Genomic DNA, 17,700 nt, shown 5'->3' on the forward strand with positions numbered 1-17,700 from the left:
TGTTTTGCCCTGCCTTGATATAAAACCAAACAAAAAGCCCTCCATTGTGCAGTAGCCAAAACCATGAATATGCGCTTGAAGTTCAGTCAAAAGATCCTGCTCGCCGTTTCTACCGTGGTTGTTGTGGTCTTTGCGGTGTTCGCACTGTATGGCGATTATCAACAGCGCAATGAAATCAGTGGGAATATCGAGAACAACTTGCACACTACCGGGCAGGTCCTGGCCCAGAATATTCAAACCTGGTTGAGCGATCGTTTGCTGCTGGTGGACGCCATGGCCCAGGTCATCGCGCTCGACCCCGCGAAGGAAAAGGTCCGTACTCTGCTTCAGCAGCCTGCGCTCACTTCGACCTTTGTCGCCAGCTACAGGGCGACGCGTGACGGCGCCTTCGACATTTTCCCGGAACGGGTCATGCCCGACGGCTACGATCCCCGCCAGCGGCCCTGGTATTCGGATGCGGTGAAAAACGGTCCGATCCTGACCGAACCCTATATCGGCGTGGGCAGCGACTATCTGGTCATGAGCGAGGCGGCGCCGATCAAGTCTGGCGACCAGGTTCTGGGTGTGCTTGGGGTCAATATCAGCCTGGACAAGATGGCCCGGATGATCAATGCCCAGGATTTCGGCGGCATCGGTTATGCCTTTCTGGTCAGTGCCGACGGCAATATCCTCGTGCACCCCGACAAGACCCTGGTCACCAAGAACCTGCGTGATATCTACGGTATGGAGCCGGCGCGGATCGGCGCCGATCTGACCGAGGTGCATCAGGCGGGCAGCACGCAGTTGCTGACGTTCATGCCTGTGCAGGGCCTGCCTTCGGTGAAATGGTCGGTGGGCCTGGCCGTCGACAAGGATAAAGCCTACGCGGCATTGGCCAAGTTTCGTCTTTCTGTGGTGATCGCCACCGTCGTGCTGCTGGCCATCACTTTTGTCCTGCTCAGCCTGTTGATCCGATTGTTGATGAAACCCTTGCACCATATGACCCGTGCACTGGAGGACATTGCCCAGGGTGATGGCGACCTGACGCAGCGTTTGCCGATCCAGTCGCGTGACGAGTTCGGCAACCTGGCCGGGGCCTTCAACCGTTTTGTCGAGCGTATCCACGGTTCGATCCGCGAAGTGGCCTCGACCACCGCCCGCTTGAGCCAGGTGGCCAGCCGGGTGGTCAACGCCTCCAACGCCTCGATGAGCAACTCGGACAACCAGTCCCATCGCACCAGCAGTGTCGCGGCGGCCATCAATCAACTGGGTGCCGCGGCCCAGGAGATCGCCGTGAATGCCGCGGATGCCTCACAAGGCGCCTCCGATGCGCGGGACACGGCGGATGAGGCACGGCGGGTGGTCGAGCGCTCGATCCAGGCGATGAATGAACTGTCGGCCAAGATCCTTTCCTCCAGCGCGCGGATCGAGCAGCTCAATAGCCACACTTCGAGCATCGGCCAGATACTCAAGGTGATCCAGGCGATTTCCGAGCAGACCAATCTGTTGGCACTCAATGCCGCCATTGAAGCAGCCCGTGCCGGCGAGTCGGGGCGCGGTTTCTCGGTGGTCGCCGATGAGGTGCGTAACCTCGCCGGACGAACCCAGGCCTCGGCCCAGCAGATCCACGGGATGATCGAGGAACTGCAAGTCGGTTCCCGGCAGGCGGTGCGGACCATGGCCGAGAGTCAGCAATACAGCGCGGAGAGCGTGGCCATTGCCAATCAGGCCGGCGAGCATCTGGGGCAGGTCACCCGGCGTATCGGCGAGATCGACGGGATGAACCAGTCGGTGGCCGCCGCCACCGAAGAGCAGACCGCCGTGGTCGAGGCGATCAATATGGACATCACCCAGATCGACACCTTGAACAAGGATGCGGTGGAGAACCTCAATGCCACGCTGCTGGCCTGTTCCGACCTGGAGGAGCAGACGGCTCGGTTGGAGCAACTGGTCAGCGGCTTCCGTATTTGAGGTGCGCTTTGCCTGAGAGCCCCTTCGCCCTGAGTTGCTATTCGCCCGGAAGTCTCGTATAAGTCGGCACAAACATGCAGACTCAGGCGAAAACATGCATAGCGTTCACCAAGCTTCGGAATTGCCGTATTTGCGGCGGCAAAAGATCCTGTTGTTGCTCGAAAGGGATGGCAAGGTCATGGCCTCGGAGTTGGGCCAGCATTTCGCGGTGTCGGAAGACACCATTCGCCGCGACCTTGCCGAGCTCTCCCAGGCCGGGCTGTTGCAGCGGGTCCATGGCGGTGCGTTGCCGCGTCCCAAGGACACCGGCAAGGACTACTTCACCCGGGTCGCCGAACCCAATGAAGTGAAAACCCAGTTGGCGAAAATGGCCGCCCGTCGGGTCGAATCGGGGCAGATCGTGCTGTTCGACTCCGGCAGCACCACCTTGCAGATTGCCCAGTCGCTGCCGTCCGGGCTGTCGATCACCGCCGTCACCTGTTCGCCGATGATCGCCATGACCCTGGCTGAACATCCGGGCATTACCGTGATCCTCGCGGGCGGCAAGCTCAACCCGGCGACCATGGCCTCTGGCGGGCATGAGGCGGTGCGGTTGATCCAGGGTATCAAGGCCGACCTGCTGTTTACCGGCGTTTGCGCGATTCACCCGGAGATGGGGATTACCTCCCTGCATTACGACGAAGTCGCCGTGAAACAGGCCATGCTCGACAGCGCCTCGCATGTGGTGGCGGTGACCACGGCCGACAAGCTCGGGGCCGTGGAACCGTTTGTGGTGGCGCCTTGTACGCGCTTGCAGACGATGCTGACCGAGCACTTTGTGCCGTCGGGGGATATTCAGGCTTACCGGCGCCTGGGGATCGAGGTCGTGCAGTTGGAGGTTTGAGAGAAAGACGTTGCCGGACACAGCTCACCGTCTGTCGCCTGAGTCAGGATTTCCGGGCTCTGCAGAACCGCCCGCGTAGGTCGTTGAGGCCTCTAGCTGAGCCCTCTTGGGAGCGACATCTTGTAATCAGAGGTAACAAAACATTGCAATGGTCGGTCGGCTCGCCGCATCATTGCAGGCCTACTCCACAAAGAGGCCCCCTGAGGAAATGGATTCTCAGATAATAGGCATCGATTTCGCCGATTGGCGGATGCCTGAAGTGAACGCGGACTGGATCGCTGCGTTGGAAGCGGGCAAGGTGCTTTATTTCCCCCGGTTGTCGTTTGAACTGCGGGAAGAAGAGAAGCCCTTGCTCCGTCCGGATATTCGCTCACCCAAGGCTCGTAATATCAGCCTGGATGCGAATAATCACCTCAAGGGCGCCGAAGGCGATGCTGCCGTGCAACAGGCGCTGACCGAGATGATCGGACGCTTCCGTGAGCAGGCGCAGACGCTGGTGTACTCGCTGCTGCCCCGCTACCAGGGTGCTTTGCGCCTGGCACCTACCAGCTACCGTCCGATGCAGGTCGAGACCCGTGCCCAGTCCTGGCGTGCGGATGATCGTCGCCTGCATGTCGACGCCTTTCCTTCGCGTCCCAACTATGGCGAGCGGATTCTGCGGGTGTTCAGCAACATCAATCCCGAGGGTGTGCCGCGGGTGTGGCGTGTCGGCGAGCCTTTCGAAACGGTCGCCCGCAAGTTCCTGCCACGGGCCAAACCCTATGCGGCCTGGCAGGCCAGCCTGTTGAAGGCGTTGCACATCACCAAGTCATACCGCAGCGAATATGACCACCTGATGTTGCAGTTGCATGACGGCATGAAGGGCGATCAGACCTATCAGGAAACCGCTGAGCAGGTGACGATGCCCTTTGCCGCCGGCTCGGTCTGGGTGTGTTTCTCGGACCAGGTGCCCCATGCGGTCATGTCCGGTCAGTACATGCTTGAGCAGACCCTGCACATACCTGCCGACAAGCAGTACGACCCTCAGTCCAATCCTTTGGCGATCCTGACACGGATGATGGGGCGGCCTTTGGTTTGAGGCTTCGCACTGGCTGACTTGTGCGCGGCCGACTGGGTACTCGGCTGTGCACCCCCCTCGCGAATATTGGCGTCTACCCGGCATGCCGCAGGGTAGAGCGTGCGCGTTGCTTTTTGCCTGAGTTAGAAAAATGACGGAAATATGAACATTTGCTCAATGTTTTTTGAACCAAATGATCATTTTCCTGTTCATAGACCACCGGATTCTTCACGTTTACACCCTAATGGAGTAGTGCTTATGTTCAATCGTCTGACTCACCTGTTCATCAAATCCTCGGCCCTGGCAGTGATCGCCACCCCGATGATCGCGATGGCGGCCCCCTCCACCGACCCTATTTCCCAACTCGGCGTCCTGGGCAGCTACAGCCACTTCAAGCTGGAGGGCGGCAGTCAGTCCGAGAAAAGTCATATGCCCACTGGTGGCCTGTTCTATAACTTCGGCAACAAGATGACTGCCGAATCCGGCCTGATCTACCAGGCCGGTGTTGAAGTGAAGTACGGCAAGAATGATGACAACAAACTCAAGGAAGGCCAGGGCGACCTCGACCTTGGCTGGCGTGCGGCGCTGGACTCGCACAACTTCTTTGATGTGATCGTGGGTGGCGGTTACAGCTGGACCCGCTACGAGCCCGACTCCGCCGACTACGACATCAAGCTCACCGGCCGTTCGCCGTTTGCCAAGGCCGCGCTGGGCTACAACCATCAGTTCGATGCCGCGACGATGCGCATCGAAGCGGGCGTGCGCCGCAGTATTGGCAGCGAGGGGCAGATCAGGGTCGCTGGCGAAGGCTCCGATACGGTGGACCTGAAGGACCATACCAACCCTTATGCCGAAGTGAACTTCCTGTTCAACCAGCAAAGTTCGTTGCCGATTGTCGCGGGCGTTTATTACACCCACACCGAGTTCAAACTGGATGGTGATTCCGACTTGGCGGACAACACCAAACTCAAGATTGACGAGTACGGTGCCAAGGTCGGTATCGCGTTCTGATGCATGAAGCGCGGGAGCCATGGCTCCCGCGCTTTTTATCCCGGCGGTTGCCGCACTTTTACCCGCAATGCCCCATTCCTTCCTGTCCCCTCTAGACGCCGGGCTAGCGAAATAGTAGTTTTCCTCCCCAAAGCCCTCTGCTACTGGCCCTCTCCACGCGCCAGCGACTCAGGCCTTCATAGCGGTTAAGGAATACGCAGTGAAACTGCCGACGACGTGCTGATCGATTTCAGCTTTGTCCGGTAGTCACTTTTCAAGGACGAGCGATGGCCTGTCGGTCCAACTACTCAAACCTGAAAAAACACCCGACCGTATTGATTGATGTCGACGAGCGCTGCTCGGCGATTGTCGATGGAGCGTTCGCGCAGGTTCGGGGTGTCCGGAAAAAGTGATTTCCCTGCCTTTAATCCCCTGAACACTATCCCGCATCCCCCTGTCCCGTTCTTCCCAAGGAGCTGTAAATGAAAGGCAAGATCCTGAGTTACGACACCAACACCCGTAACGGCATTATTTCCGGTGATGACGGCAACCGTTACACCTTCGACGTGGTCGAGTGGAAAGCCGCGGTACTGCCCAAGGCCGGCGCGCGCGTCGACTTCGCCAGCAATGGTGCGTTTGCCGAAGCCATCTTCGCCGACGGCGCTGCGGCGAGCGGCAACTCCAAGAAGATCCCGGCGGCCCTGCTGGCGTTCTTTCTCGGTGCCTTTGGCGTGCACAAGTTCTACCTGGGTTACAACGTCCAGGGCGTGATCATGCTGCTGGTGTTCCTGTTCGGCTGGCTGCTGCTGGGTATCCCGTCGATCGTGATCAGTATTGTCGCCTTTGTTGAATTCATCATCTACCTGCTCAAGTCCGAAGATGACTTCGAGCAGACTTATGTAGTTGGTAAACGCGGCTGGTTCTGAGTCACTGATCCCTGGGCTTGAGTGAGTCCGGGTTGGTTGTCGGCGTTGGCGCCGGTGGGCAGGGGCACGTTGGGTGCTCCTGTTCGATTGAAGAATGTCCTGTCTGTATAGCTGCTGTGCCTTACCCTCTCGATATTTCCTAAAAACACGCTTCCTCGCGATGGCCGTCGGGCTGGGCGGTGCCCTCGGGCATGCCCTGGTTTTGAGGGCGAGTGAGCTGCGATGTGGTCGCTGCCGGATAAGTCGAGGCGAAAAAAAACCACCTTAGTAGGGTGGTTTTTTCCGCAAGCTGGATGTGGAACCGGCTTGCTCATCTCACAGAGACTGATAACGTGTCCTGACTTTACTGGAGCCATGTTTTTCACGCAAGTCTGGTAACAGTTCATTATGTTTCCAAGTGTTTAGAAGTGGCGAAGGCCTGAAATATTTTGATTGAGGTTTTCCTGGTAAGTAACACTTTTTGCTTTTAACTCCATATTCGAGCTAGGGTATGATTTCATGGCTCTTTCGTTAAAAAGACTTTTTGAAGTGGCCAAGCCAGCGCGCGCATTTTGGACCTTCTGACACGGCTTAGTAACCCGTGCCGGATTGGCTCAGGAGGCCATCAGCCTGGCCACCTCACCGAGACTGATAACGTAGTTCTCGAAGGTATGCGTGTTCCGGTAAGCATGCTGGAGGTTTGGCCCACTTTGGGGTCAATGTATGTCCAAGATTCTTCGACGTACCTGGAGCCTCGTAGTTAACTTATTACGGGTTTATCACCTGTATGAGTTTCTACGGGATCACTATGATAACCAGCGGTAAGGGTTATTGAAGTGGCCTGCCCCGGTTTCAGTCGGGGCAGGTTTTGATTCTGATCCCAGGGGCGGCTGTTGGGCCGTCTCCTTCCTCGCCAAAGCCAGCGACTTCCGAGAAAGTCGGACACCAAATCACTCATCGCATTCGATTTACCCGCCTATCGAGGTATGCTTGAGCACGGTTCAAGCATTTTCCAGCCGCCTTTCCGACGTACCTGCGAGCTCACGGCGTTCCATGATTACCCACGTTGCCCTGTTTCTCTGCACCCTGATGGCCATGGAAGGGGTCGGCTACCTGGCGCACAAGTACGTCATGCACGGTTGGGGCTGGTTTCTGCACCGCTCCCATCATGAGGAGCACCTGGGCGCCTTCGAGACCAACGACATCTACCTGCTGGTATTGGCGGCGGTGGCCATCACCCTGATCGTGCTGGGCAATAGCGGATACGACCCGCTGCAGTGGATCGGTGCCGGAGTGGCGGTGTTTGGAATCATCTATGTTGTGGTGCATGACGGCGTTGTCCACCGCTACTGGCCATTTCGGCCGCGGCCGCGTCATCCCTATTTGAAGCGCCTGTATCAAGCGCACTTGTTGCATCATGCGGTGAAGGGGCGCAAGAACAGTGTGTCGTTCGGCTTTCTGTACGCGCCGTCACTGCGCACGCTGAAGAGGCAATTGCGTGAGTCCCGTGAAGTGACTGAGCGCGAAGAGGAAGGGTGTCCTTCAGTTTGGCGGGGTGATAGTGCGAGTGAGGCTGAATAAAGCCGGGGCGTAAAAAATCTCTTGAAGGAGTTGATCGCGTGAAAAGCACAATCGATCACCTGGCTATCGTGGCGCCGGACCTCGATACCGGCTGCGCGTTCGTCACTGATTCGCTGGGCGTCGACCTTCAACCGGGCGGAGCCCATCCACGCATGGGCACTCACAATCGGCTGCTTCGCCTTGGTCCCGAGCTCTATCTGGAAGTGATTGCCCTTGATCCATCTGCTGAGCGCCCCAGCCGGCCTCGCTGGTTCGGTCTTGATCAACTTGCGCCCGACTCTCCGGCACGCCTGGCGACATGGGTTGCGCGAACCGATGATATCCATGCTGTCGGCGCTTATTGCCACGACATCGTCGGAGATGTCGAACCCATGAGCAGAGGAACATTGTCCTGGCAGATAACAATACCCGCGGACGGAAGCCTTCCTTTGGGAGGGGCAGCTCCTACCCTGATTCAATGGGAACAGACGACTCATCCCGCAAGTACGCTGCAAGACAAAGGCTGTTCTCTAGTGGCTTTGGATGTCTTTCATACTGATCCAGAAAAAGTCAGGGCGATTCTGGCGGCCATGAACTTTTCGGGGCCGGTTTATCTTCACGGGCTCGAAGGCGCTTCAACTCCGTATCTGGTCGCTCATATTCAAACACCCGGTGGTTTAAAAACATTGCCGATTTCGGGTGCGTGATTCGCACTCGGATCTGCTGTGGCCACCGGACATCACTTATGGGGCGCGTGCTTTCTACTGCTTCTCGTCAAACCGAACCGACCGAATGATTGCGCCAATCGTGTCGAAGTCCTGATAGTAACCCACGGTATCGAACAGCAACTGCGTCTTGGCGTTGTAGACAATGGCCATCAGACAAGTGCCTCCGGCGGCATGAAAGCCGGTCTCTTGGTCACCAACACCACAGGTCTGGGTCGTCTGCATGCCTTTCCATCCGGGGCCTTCGATAATGTCGACGGGGCTGGGCGAGTCCATGCCGGCGCTACGCATCCAGACGCCGTCTTCCTGGGAAAAGATCATGCTGTCGGCGGCCTGTTGCAGCGTGCCGTGCTGGACACAGAGGTTGAGGGTGTATTCCTCGTTGGTCTGGGTCTTTGGCTGATTGAGGTTCAGGCACTCCTTGTTCTTGCTGACCTTCCAACCCTTCGGGTAGTTGAAGCTGAAGCCGGTGGCTTGGTAGGGCTTCATAGTTTTGGCCGAGGCCGGCACATCGGGTGGTCGTGGCGCCAGCGGATTGGCCGGCTCGTGCAAGGTCGCATCGTTGCGGCAGGCCGCCAGTGGGCGGGCGACGGCGTTGGTGAGGTGGTTCAAGCGGTGGGTCTGGGGATCGGCGCTGGCGGTCATGCAGCCACAGCCGTAGCCGTAATGCCCGTTGGTACGCACCCATTGCGCATCGCTGAACTGTGGCCAGTCGCCTTCGGCCTGGTAGCCACCCTGGGTGGCGATTTCCCAGGTGCCATCACGGTCGGTGAGGGTGGCGTTCGCCGCGGTCGGGTTTTCGAACCAGCCGCAGCGACGTTCGACCTTGTCGGCGGCTTGGGCCGGCAGGATCACGCAGGTGAACACGAGAGTGAGTAGGGAGAGCTGGCCGAGGGAGAGGCGGGGCATGGAGCGTCCTTGTCTGTGTTCATCACGTGGTGGTAGTGCACTGGAGTGGTCGCTGAAAGCATAGGTGATGATAGCGAATGCTGGGCTTTTCTCGCCGCAGTGCGTGCGTGAGCCCTGCCGCGAGGCCTCGGGTTTCAGCGTCTCCAGCAATCGGCGTAACGCTCGCAGACGCCGTAATGCGCATCCATCTGCGCCATCCGCTCCAGATGGTGGTCGATGGTTTCCAGCATGACCCGTTTGCTGGCGCCGAAATAGTAGAGAGTCATCGACTTGTATTCTTCGAGCGCGGCCACGTTGGTCGATTTGGCTGACTTGTCTTCGGGCTGCGCCCGTTGTTCCAGGTCCTCATCCTTCAACCGACGCAGGCGCAGAAGGTACTCGTCCTTGTAAAGCTGCAAGGTCCGCTCTTTGCGCTGGGCAGCTTCTGCATCGAAGGCCTGGAGATTCTGGCGATACAAGGTCCAATAGTCGTCCGGCAGGGTGAAACCCAGCTTGGCCTTGCGCTCGGCGATCAAACCGTCGATTTTTTCCGCGGAGACCGCGCTCTTGGCGATTTCAGCCGGGTCGGGTTTCATGGCTGGAATAAGGCTGTTGTCGATAATCCGGCCTATCAGTTCCAGGCGATGGGGAGTGTCCGGCAATGGTTCCGGTGGTTTCGGGAACATCACGTTGCGCCCGACACAGGCCGGGAGGCCTTTTTCAAAGACCAGGACGGGACTGCGCTGCTCCTTGCCATTGATCTTGCGGACCCGTTGTAACTGGCTGCTGCACTGGCCCTTCCCGGAATCGAAGGTCAGCTCGTATTCGGCATTGCGTTCAGGCTTGAGATTGATGCTGTTGCCACAAACCGAATAACCGTTCTGGGTATGGATCCGCAGAAGGGTTTCGTGTTCGGGCTTGAGTTTGATTTCCAGATAGCCCCTGGCGTTTTCCGGCGGCGCGATACTCATGTCGGCACGTCGCTTGGTATCGCCAAGAAGCAGGTTGTTGAGAATACCGGTGGTTTGCCCGTCGCAATGCTCGGCATCGAAGTAATCGAGCGTGGCGTTTTGCGTATTGGCGATGAAACGCAGCTTGGCGGCGTCTGGGTCCGTGGCGTCCGGGTAAGTGCCGTTGACGCTGCAACCTCCGAGTAGCGCCGATAGCAGCAGGGTTGTGGTGGTTAACAAGCGTGATGGAAACAGTGACAGAACCGGCATTAGTCATCCCTGGCTGACGGATATGGAAGAAAGGCGGCGATGCTACTGAAGTGCCACTATCTGGTCCAGTCCGGGAGAGAGCATGCGGTTTATCCTTGTTTCACGAACCGGCATTGAGAGTGTCAGCTGCCTCCATTCGCCTGGAAACGAACGTGGTAGCTCTCTCACATTAGGAGCCAAGCGTATGAGCGTTTTTGACGGATCCACGTTGTATGTTCTAACCCTCGGTACCCACGCATTCGCCGGAGGTGCCCAATGAGCAGCCCACCCTCAAACAAAACCCTGGGCGTCATCACCTTTTCCCAATGCGGCTCCCAAGGCCGTGAACTGTTCCGCGTAAACCCCGGCGTTCCCATGCAGGAAGCCATGGAGCACGCGTCCTTGCTGCTCTATTGCGCCAAAGCACTCTCCCTCGATGCTGCACTGGAAACTGACGGCGAACGCTATGCCTGGGCATCGCATTACCTGGGCGAGATGGGTAAGGCGGTCATCGATGATCTGACGCAGGGGATGTTGCGCGGGGCGTCAGTGTAGGCGGGTGACGTCCGGTTGAGGTCCAGACTGGCGGTGAGTGTTGGCAGACTCACCGCGTTATCGTTCTTCGCGAGCAAGCTCGGCTCCCACAGGTGTGTATTCGGCAATAGCCGCAATCACCAATCTTCTACGTGCTACGTGCTACGTGCGTTGGTGAAGGATGCACAAGATCTGGATTTTCTCCATGAATCACGCGGTAAGGGGCTCTGAACGGGAGTTTGGATAGAGCTAATTCTCTTGCATCCGGCCGTTGGCACGGTTCGCCCACTTGGCCTTGATGGTTTGCAGATCTGTCAGGTTACCGGCCTCAGCGTCGGCGATACCCTCGGCAATTGCATTGAGGTGCCGTGACTCGGGCTCAAGATAACGGATTAAGGCGCGGTTAAGATGGTCCTGGCGATCATGGTCCGTTGCTGCTGACAACTGATCGAGTTGTTCGACCAACACCTCGTCGACACGAAATGACAGCAAGGGGGAATCCATAATTAGGTTCTCATCGGCAGAGGTATACAAGTGATGTGGCTGTATGCCCATGGAGGCATACATTTCAACCGTTAGCTGAATGGCCGGACGAGCGATCCGTCTGCCTTAAACAGTAATACGGGTTGGGGCTCACAGTCTCAGCCGTAAGGTTTCAAAAAGCTGCCGATCTTCCTTTTTCGCCGAGCGAGCATGACGCCGGATGACCTGCAACAGGCAATCCGTGAAGCACTGTGCCGGCTTGCTCAGCGCGCCATTGCGGCGTGTCACGATGCTCAACTGCCTCGGTTCGAACTGTTCCTTCAGCCCCAGGGAAACCAATCGACCAAGAAAGGGCGGCGCCATACTCACAATCGATGGCCCCCAGGTGCACATATCAGCCCGCTCGACCATCATCTGCAAAATAGCCAGCGAATGAGCACGGACGATGCGTTTTTCATCGATCTGCGCGCCATGCTGCCAGAACAACTCCTGCATCAGCCCATCGTGCCCGTCCGGCGCATAGTTCAGCGTCCAGTCCTGTTCCAGCAGTTCGTGAATCGATCGCGCGCCCTGTAGGGCATGGCCCTGACGGACCAGCACCGACGTCTGGTAATCCAGCAAAATTTCGCTGGCAAACTCCTGGGCCGATTGCGTCGGGTGCAACTGGCCAATCGCAAAATCCATGCTGCCATCGCGCAACAGCGGCTGGGCCACCGCCATCAGGCTTTCGAACAACTCCAGGCGAATCTCCGGCATTTGCTCACGAAAGGTCACCACCACTTCGGGCAAGAAAGTCAGCGCAATCCAGGGCGTGACCCCGACACACAGTCGCCCCTGAGCCTTGCCACGCAAGTGATCGAGTTCGGTTTGCGCGTGTTCCAACTGTTTGATCACCAATCGGGCGTGAGTCAGCAAAACCTTGCCGTATTCGGTGAAGCTCAGGCCGCTGGGTGTTCGAGTGAACAGCGGTAGCTGCTGGCTGGTTTCAAGCTCGCGTAGCGCTTTGGTCACCGCGGCCTGGGAAATATCCAGCGAACGCGCCGCCGCCCGGATACTGCCGGTTTCAGCACTGGCAATCAGTGCCTGTAATTGATGCAGTTTCATCCGCTCACCCTGGTGACAACTCATGGTTGTCATCATAACCAAACTGCGTCTCCCCAGCCCGGAGTCCCTTCCCTAAGATCCACCCCATCAACCGCTCAGATCTCGTCGAAGGGGTACAACAATGGATGCCGGCCATGTCCTGCCTGGTATTGCAGCGATACAGGATGAAATGATCGCGTTGCGTCACAGCATTCACGCGCATCCCGAGCTGGGTTTCGAAGAGTTCGCCACCAGCGAGTGTGTTGCCCAATGCTTGAGCCAATGGGGTTTTCAGGTCAGCACGGGCGTCGGCAAGACCGGTGTCGTCGGTACCCTGAAAAACGGCGAAGGCCGCTCCATCGGTTTGCGTGCCGACATGGATGCACTGCCGATTCAGGAAACCAGCGGCCTGCCCTATGCCAGCCGGATCGACGGTGTCATGCATGCCTGTGGCCACGACGGTCATACGGCAACCTTGTTGGCCGCCGCCAGGCACTTGGCCCACACCCGGGCGTTCAACGGTACCCTGCAAGTGATTTTCCAACCGGCCGAAGAAGGGCTGGGCGGTGCGCGGAAAATGCTGGAGGAGGGCCTGCTCGAACGTTTTCCGTGTGACGCGATCTTTGCCATGCATAACGTGCCGGGTTATCCCGTCGGGCACCTGGGCTTCTATAGCGGACCGTTCATGGCGTCGGCCGACACGGTGACGATCACCATTATCGGCAGTGGCGGCCATGGCGCCGTGCCGCACAAGGCGGTCGATCCGGTGGTGGTCAGCTCGTCCATTGTGATGGCGCTACAAAGCATCGTCTCGCGTAACGTCAATCCACAGGAAATGGCGATTATCACGGTGGGCTCCCTGCATGCCGGTAGTGCGTCGAATGTCATCCCGTCCAGCGCCCGGATGAGCCTGAGCGTGCGGGCGCTGACGCCTGAGATCCGCCACTTGCTCGAAGTCAGGATTACCGAGTTGGTCCAGGGCCAGGCTGCCAGTTTCGGCGCCCGCGCCGAGATCGACTACCAGCATTGTCATCCGGTATTGATCAACCATCCCGAGCAAACCGCGTTCGCCCGCGAGGTCGCCCTGGACTGGTTGGGTGAGGAGCAACTGATCGACGACCTGCGGCCCTTCACCGCAAGTGAGGACTTCGCCTTCATCCTGGAAAAGTGCCCCGGCAGCTATCTGGTGATCGGCAACGGTGAGGGCGAGCGCGGCTGCCAGTTGCACAACCCCGGCTACGACTTCAATGATGCCTGCCTGCCGATCGGGGCGAGCTACTGGGTCAAGTTGGTCGAGCGTTTCCTGAGTTGAGACGCCGTCTTTTCGCGCGTCAGTCTGTACGAAACATCGTCTCTGGTCTGAAGAGGAAAATAACAATGAACAAGATGATTGCGGCTGTATCCCTGGTTTTCCTGACGGCCTCCAGCCTGGCCGGCGCGGCCGACTGGTCCGGTAAAACCTTGAAGCTGGGTGTCGATCCCACGTACCCACCGTTGGAATACAAGAACAAGGACGGTTCCCTGACCGGCTTTGGCGTCGATATCGCCGAAGCACTCTGCGCCGAGCTGAAAGCCCACTGTGTCTGGGTGGAAAGCAGCTGGGACGGGATGATCCCGGCGCTGCTGGCGCGCAAGTTCGACGCGGTGGCGTCGTCGATGACCGTGACGCCCAAGCGCCAGGAGCAGATCGCCTTTACCGACAAGGTCTCCAATGCGCCGGCGCGGCTGGTGGTGAAGCGCGGATCGGGGCTGCTGCCGACCCTCGAGTCACTCAAGGGCAGGCGCATCGGCGTGGAGCAGGGCTCGACCCAGGAGGCCTTTGCCAAAGCCGTCTGGGGGACGAAGGGCGTGGACGTTCTGTCGTATCAGAATCAGGACCAGGTCTACGCCGACCTGGTGGTGGGCCGACTCGATGCCTCGCTACAAGGCGCCATTCAAGCCAGTTACGGCTTTCTCGGCACCGCGGCGGGCAAGGACTATGAGTTTGCCGGGGAGACCCTGGATGATCCGACCTTTTTCGGTGTCGGCGATGGCATCGGCTTGCGCAAGAACGATGTCGAGTTGCGCGAAGATCTGAACAAGGCCCTGGCGACGATTCTGGCCAATGGCACTTACGCGCGGATCAATAAAAAGTACTTCGATTTCGACGTCTACGGAGCGAAATAAGCCCCTCGCTACCTTGAATGGAGCGGTCGTGCGCACCGCTCCGTTACAGCATCCCCTTCACCTCACTCTAATAAAAACAAGGAGAGTGAAATGCTCCTGGAAGGCTTTGGCCCGCAGATTTTGCTGGGTACCCTGGTCACCCTCAAACTGGCGCTCTGGTCGCTCTCGATCGCCGTTCTGGCAGGGCTGCTCGGCGCCAGTTCGAAGTTATCCTCCAATCGTTTACTGCGAGCACTGGCCACCGGTTATACAACGGTGATTCGCAGCATGCCGGATCTGGTGATCATGCTGTTGCTGTTCTTCAGCCTGCAAATGTTGCTCAACCGGATGACCGATTGGCTGGGCGTCGGCCAGGTCGATATCGACCCATTCCTGGCCGGTGTCGTCACCTTGGCGTTCATTTACGGGGCCTACTTTACCGAGACGTTTCGCAGCGCATTCCAGGCCGTTCCGGCTGGTCAGCTCGAAGCTGCACGGGCTTATGGCATGAGCCGCTGGAGCACCTTTCGCAAGGTGCTGTTCCCGCAAATGCTGCGTCACGCGCTGCCGGGAATCGGCAACAACTGGCAAGTGTTGATCAAGTCCACGGCGCTGGTCTCGATCATCGGCCTGACGGATGTGGTCAAGGCCACGCAGGATGCGGGCAAGGGCTCACTACAGTTCTTCTACTTCACCCTGGTCGGCGGTCTGATCTACCTCGCCATTACCACCGTGTCCAACGGGGTATTGATGTGGCTTGAGCGCCGCTACTCGGTGGGTGTCAGGACGGCAGCCCTATGACCGGCATTCTCGGCGACTACTGGCAGGCTTACCTGTGGCGCGACGGGCCGTATTTTTCCGGGTTGGCGGTGACCTTGTGGTTGCTCATTCTGGCAGTGCTGATTGGCTTCTTGTTGGCGGTGCCGTTATCGCTTGCCCGGGGCAGCCGCAATCCGCTGCTGCGCCTGCCGGTCTGGGGTTACACCTACGTGTTTCGCGGCACGCCGTTGTATATCCAACTGCTGTTCTTCTACACCGGGGTGTACAGCTTGCCGGTGATTCGATCGCAGGATTTCCTCAACGCGTTTTTCCGTGACGGCTTCAACTGCACGGTGTTGGCGTTCGGGCTCAATACCTGTGCCTATATGACCGAAATCTTCGCCGGCGCCATCAGGGCGGTTCCCCACGGTGAAGTCGAGGCTGCACGCGCCTTCGGGATGAACCGCTTCATGCTGTATCGGCGGATTGTCCTGCCCTCGGCGTTACGCCAGGCCCTGCCGCTGTTCAGCAATGAAGTGATTCTGATGCTGCATTCCACCTCGGTGGCGTTCACCGCCACGGTGCCCGATTTGCTGAAGATTGCCCGGGATGTGAATTCGGCGACCTACGCCTCTTTCACGGCCTTTGGCATTGCCGGGGTTCTGTATGCCGGTAGCGCGTTTTTCCTGATCTGGCTGTTTCGACGTGGCGAGCTGCATTGGCTGGCCTACCTCAAACCCCGGACGCACTGACCCCAAGCGGATTGGCTCGAATGTATAAATTGATCGTTGAAGATGTGCATAAAAACTATGGCAGCCATGAAGTTCTCAAGGGGGTCTCGCTCAAGGCCAAGGCGGGTGATGTGATCAGCATCATTGGCTCCTCGGGCTCTGGAAAAAGTACCTTCCTGCGCTGTATCAACCTGCTCGAACAGCCGTCGGCGGGGCGCATCACTGTCAATGCCGAGGAACTGCTCACACGCAAGAACTCGGGGGGCGACTTGTGTGCGGCCAATCCCCGGCAGTTGCAGCGGATGCGCAGCCAGTTGTCGATGGTGTTTCAGCACTTCAATCTGTGGAGCCATATGACGGTGCTGGAGAATCTCATCGAGTGCCCGATGAGTGTGCTGGGTCTCGCTCGCAAGGAGGCCCTGGAGCGGGCGCGTCATTACCTGGCGAAGGTCGGCCTGGCGGAAAAGGTCGAAAGCCAGTATCCGGCCCATCTGTCCGGTGGCCAACAACAGCGTGTCGCCATCGCCCGTGCGCTGACCATGGAGCCCCAGGTGATGCTGTTCGATGAACCGACTTCGGCCCTGGACCCTGAATTGGTGGGCGAGGTGCTCAAGGTCATGCAGCAGTTGGCGGAGGAAGGCCGGACGATGGTGGTAGTCACCCATGAAATGGCATTTGCCAGACAGGTGTCGAACCATGTGGTTTTTTTGCATCAGGGCAGGATAGAGGAGCAGGGAGACCCGAACAGTGTCTTTGAAAAGCCTCGCAGCGAGCGGTTGCAGCAGTTTCTGGCGGGGAGTCTTAAGTAGTGATGCCGGGTTGAGCAATCAGGGGGAGTATTGGTAGGTTTCGTACGTCATCGTTCATCGCGAGCAAACTCGGAATTTATAGCAATACAGTATTTTTTGTTTTCCAGCCGTCGAAAAAAAGACCTTGAAACTCAAGGTCTTTTTTCAAACGAACACAAGGTGTATAGCTGGAGTGCGAGCCCCAGGACCTCAGGCCATTCTGACTTCATTCAGCAGTTCAGGATGACGGTCCAGCACCTTGAGCAGTTTCACCAACGCCAACGAGGGTCTGGTTTTACCATTCTCATATCGAGAGAAAGCATTGATTCCCCCGCCAAAGATCTCAGCCGCCTCTCGTTGATCAAGAGAGAGTTTCTTGCGTACGCTGGCAATAAATCCAGGGTCGACAATGGCTGCGTTGACCTGTTTCGAGAAAGCACGCATTTCACGCATGACGCGATCTGATTCGGTCATATCCAGGATCGATTCGGCGCACGCCGGACAGAAGTCGCCTGTCACCGCAGTGATCGTGGTGGTTTCGCCCTTGTAGGTATGGGGCAGGTCACGTGTATCGTGGATCAGCTCCGCCGCGCCGCAAACAGGACATTTCATGTTCATAACTCCTTGAAGGACACGATCAGCACGTCATCGATAACCGTCAGCTTTAAATACACGTCGCCCACCTGCGTGCTGGGGCGGTACACGTCTTGCCAGATCATGTGATCGGCATGGGTCGTCATGCTCTTGTAGAAGTCCGTTGCTGTCAGCGCCGTCACGACCGCCAGCATATCTGGCAGCTCTAGCCCCAACTCATTCGCGCCCGCTCGTGCGGTGTGGGTGGTGCGTACTTGTCCCGCTTCGACCAAGGCTTTGACGATGGATAGCTTGCAATGCGGGATGCGTTTTTCCATGAGATTAGATACTAACCTATTAGGTTTTTATTTGGCAATTTGGTGGGCGTTTCGGCTGTATTGGAAACCAGCTTACTCCGTAGTGATGGAGGGGGCTTTGGAGGTGTAT

General features: G+C 58.0%; 19 protein-coding genes. 13 read left to right on the forward strand and 6 right to left on the reverse strand.

Features of this window, described 5'->3' with window-relative positions; all coding sequences use genetic code 11:
* The first annotated feature begins 63 nt into the window (after positions 1–63).
* The 7 genes from M5C71_RS07620 (at position 64) to M5C71_RS07650 (ending at position 8,052) form a co-directional block, all read left to right on the forward strand.
* Positions 64–1,950: a methyl-accepting chemotaxis protein gene (locus M5C71_RS07620; protein WP_152740993.1), complete on the forward strand. Its 1,887-nt coding sequence runs from the start codon at positions 64–66 to the stop codon at positions 1,948–1,950.
* A 94-nt stretch (positions 1,951–2,044) separates the two neighbouring features.
* A complete protein-coding gene (locus M5C71_RS07625; RefSeq protein WP_177099525.1) occupies positions 2,045–2,833 on the forward strand; it encodes a DeoR/GlpR family DNA-binding transcription regulator in 789 nt (262 codons plus the stop codon).
* Between the two features lie 250 nt (positions 2,834–3,083).
* Positions 3,084–3,911 carry a Kdo hydroxylase family protein gene (locus M5C71_RS07630; RefSeq protein WP_248767566.1) on the forward strand — a complete coding sequence of 276 codons (828 nt, stop codon included), beginning with the start codon at positions 3,084–3,086 and terminating at the stop codon, positions 3,909–3,911.
* A 237-nt stretch (positions 3,912–4,148) separates the two neighbouring features.
* The gene (locus M5C71_RS07635) at positions 4,149–4,901 is read left to right on the forward strand and encodes a porin family protein (protein ID WP_248767567.1); all 753 of its coding nucleotides are present in this window, start codon (positions 4,149–4,151) and stop codon (positions 4,899–4,901) included.
* Positions 4,902–5,362: 461 nt separating this feature from the next.
* Positions 5,363–5,806 (forward strand): TM2 domain-containing protein, encoded by a 444-nt coding sequence (locus M5C71_RS07640; RefSeq protein ID WP_100941372.1) that lies wholly within the window; start codon positions 5,363–5,365, stop codon positions 5,804–5,806.
* A gap of 1,032 nt (positions 5,807–6,838) precedes the next feature.
* A complete protein-coding gene (locus M5C71_RS07645; RefSeq protein ID WP_248767568.1) occupies positions 6,839–7,366 on the forward strand; it encodes a sterol desaturase family protein in 528 nt (175 codons plus the stop codon).
* Positions 7,367–7,404: 38 nt separating this feature from the next.
* Entirely contained in the window at positions 7,405–8,052 is a 648-nt protein-coding gene (locus M5C71_RS07650; RefSeq protein WP_248767569.1) for a VOC family protein, read from the forward strand.
* A gap of 54 nt (positions 8,053–8,106) precedes the next feature.
* Here the strand turns inward: M5C71_RS07650 and M5C71_RS07655 are convergent, their stop codons facing one another.
* Both M5C71_RS07655 and M5C71_RS07660 read right to left on the reverse strand, forming a co-directional pair.
* Positions 8,107–8,979: a DUF4087 domain-containing protein gene (locus M5C71_RS07655; RefSeq protein ID WP_103494599.1), complete on the reverse strand. Its 873-nt coding sequence runs from the start codon at positions 8,977–8,979 to the stop codon at positions 8,107–8,109.
* A 134-nt stretch (positions 8,980–9,113) separates the two neighbouring features.
* Positions 9,114–10,178, reverse strand: a complete 1,065-nt coding sequence (locus tag M5C71_RS07660; RefSeq protein ID WP_103494600.1) for a hypothetical protein — start codon at positions 10,176–10,178, stop codon at positions 9,114–9,116.
* A 255-nt stretch (positions 10,179–10,433) separates the two neighbouring features.
* Between M5C71_RS07660 and M5C71_RS07665 the strand changes: the two genes are divergently transcribed.
* Positions 10,434–10,712, forward strand: coding sequence for a DUF3077 domain-containing protein (locus tag M5C71_RS07665; protein ID WP_248767570.1), 279 nt, complete (start codon positions 10,434–10,436; stop codon positions 10,710–10,712).
* Positions 10,713–10,940: 228 nt separating this feature from the next.
* Here the strand turns inward: M5C71_RS07665 and M5C71_RS07670 are convergent, their stop codons facing one another.
* Complete coding sequence (locus M5C71_RS07670; RefSeq protein ID WP_177099535.1) at positions 10,941–11,195, reverse strand: ribbon-helix-helix protein, CopG family; 255 nt, start codon at positions 11,193–11,195, stop codon at positions 10,941–10,943.
* A gap of 129 nt (positions 11,196–11,324) precedes the next feature.
* The gene (locus M5C71_RS07675) at positions 11,325–12,314 is read right to left on the reverse strand and encodes a LysR substrate-binding domain-containing protein (RefSeq protein ID WP_248767571.1); all 990 of its coding nucleotides are present in this window, start codon (positions 12,312–12,314) and stop codon (positions 11,325–11,327) included.
* Positions 12,315–12,399: 85 nt separating this feature from the next.
* Here M5C71_RS07675 and M5C71_RS07680 point away from each other — a divergent pair, with 85 nt between their 5' ends.
* From M5C71_RS07680 to M5C71_RS07700, 5 genes are all read left to right on the forward strand, one after another.
* Positions 12,400–13,569: a M20 aminoacylase family protein gene (locus M5C71_RS07680; RefSeq protein ID WP_248767572.1), complete on the forward strand. Its 1,170-nt coding sequence runs from the start codon at positions 12,400–12,402 to the stop codon at positions 13,567–13,569.
* 65 nt (positions 13,570–13,634) lie between these two features.
* Positions 13,635–14,423 (forward strand): ABC transporter substrate-binding protein, encoded by a 789-nt coding sequence (locus M5C71_RS07685; RefSeq protein WP_103497575.1) that lies wholly within the window; start codon positions 13,635–13,637, stop codon positions 14,421–14,423.
* Between the two features lie 90 nt (positions 14,424–14,513).
* Positions 14,514–15,203: an ABC transporter permease gene (locus M5C71_RS07690; protein WP_248767573.1), complete on the forward strand. Its 690-nt coding sequence runs from the start codon at positions 14,514–14,516 to the stop codon at positions 15,201–15,203.
* Entirely contained in the window at positions 15,200–15,913 is a 714-nt protein-coding gene (locus M5C71_RS07695; RefSeq protein ID WP_248767574.1) for an ABC transporter permease, read from the forward strand. Before M5C71_RS07690 ends, M5C71_RS07695 begins: the two co-directional genes overlap by 4 nt.
* Positions 15,914–15,933: 20 nt before the next feature.
* The gene (locus M5C71_RS07700) at positions 15,934–16,701 is read left to right on the forward strand and encodes an ATP-binding cassette domain-containing protein (protein WP_248767575.1); all 768 of its coding nucleotides are present in this window, start codon (positions 15,934–15,936) and stop codon (positions 16,699–16,701) included.
* A 189-nt stretch (positions 16,702–16,890) separates the two neighbouring features.
* On the opposite strand, the gene M5C71_RS07705 is transcribed toward M5C71_RS07700, so the two are convergent.
* Positions 16,891–17,292, reverse strand: a complete 402-nt coding sequence (locus tag M5C71_RS07705) for a type II toxin-antitoxin system MqsA family antitoxin (protein ID WP_103497579.1) — start codon at positions 17,290–17,292, stop codon at positions 16,891–16,893.
* Positions 17,293–17,294: 2 nt separating this feature from the next.
* Complete coding sequence (locus M5C71_RS07710) at positions 17,295–17,591, reverse strand: type II toxin-antitoxin system MqsR family toxin (protein WP_103497580.1); 297 nt, start codon at positions 17,589–17,591, stop codon at positions 17,295–17,297.
* Between the last annotated feature and the right edge of the window lie 109 nt (positions 17,592–17,700).

Origin of the sequence: Pseudomonas sp. MWU12-2345 (assembly GCF_023242385.1) — a bacterium.
Lineage (GTDB): Bacteria > Pseudomonadota > Gammaproteobacteria > Pseudomonadales > Pseudomonadaceae > Aquipseudomonas > Aquipseudomonas gingeri_D.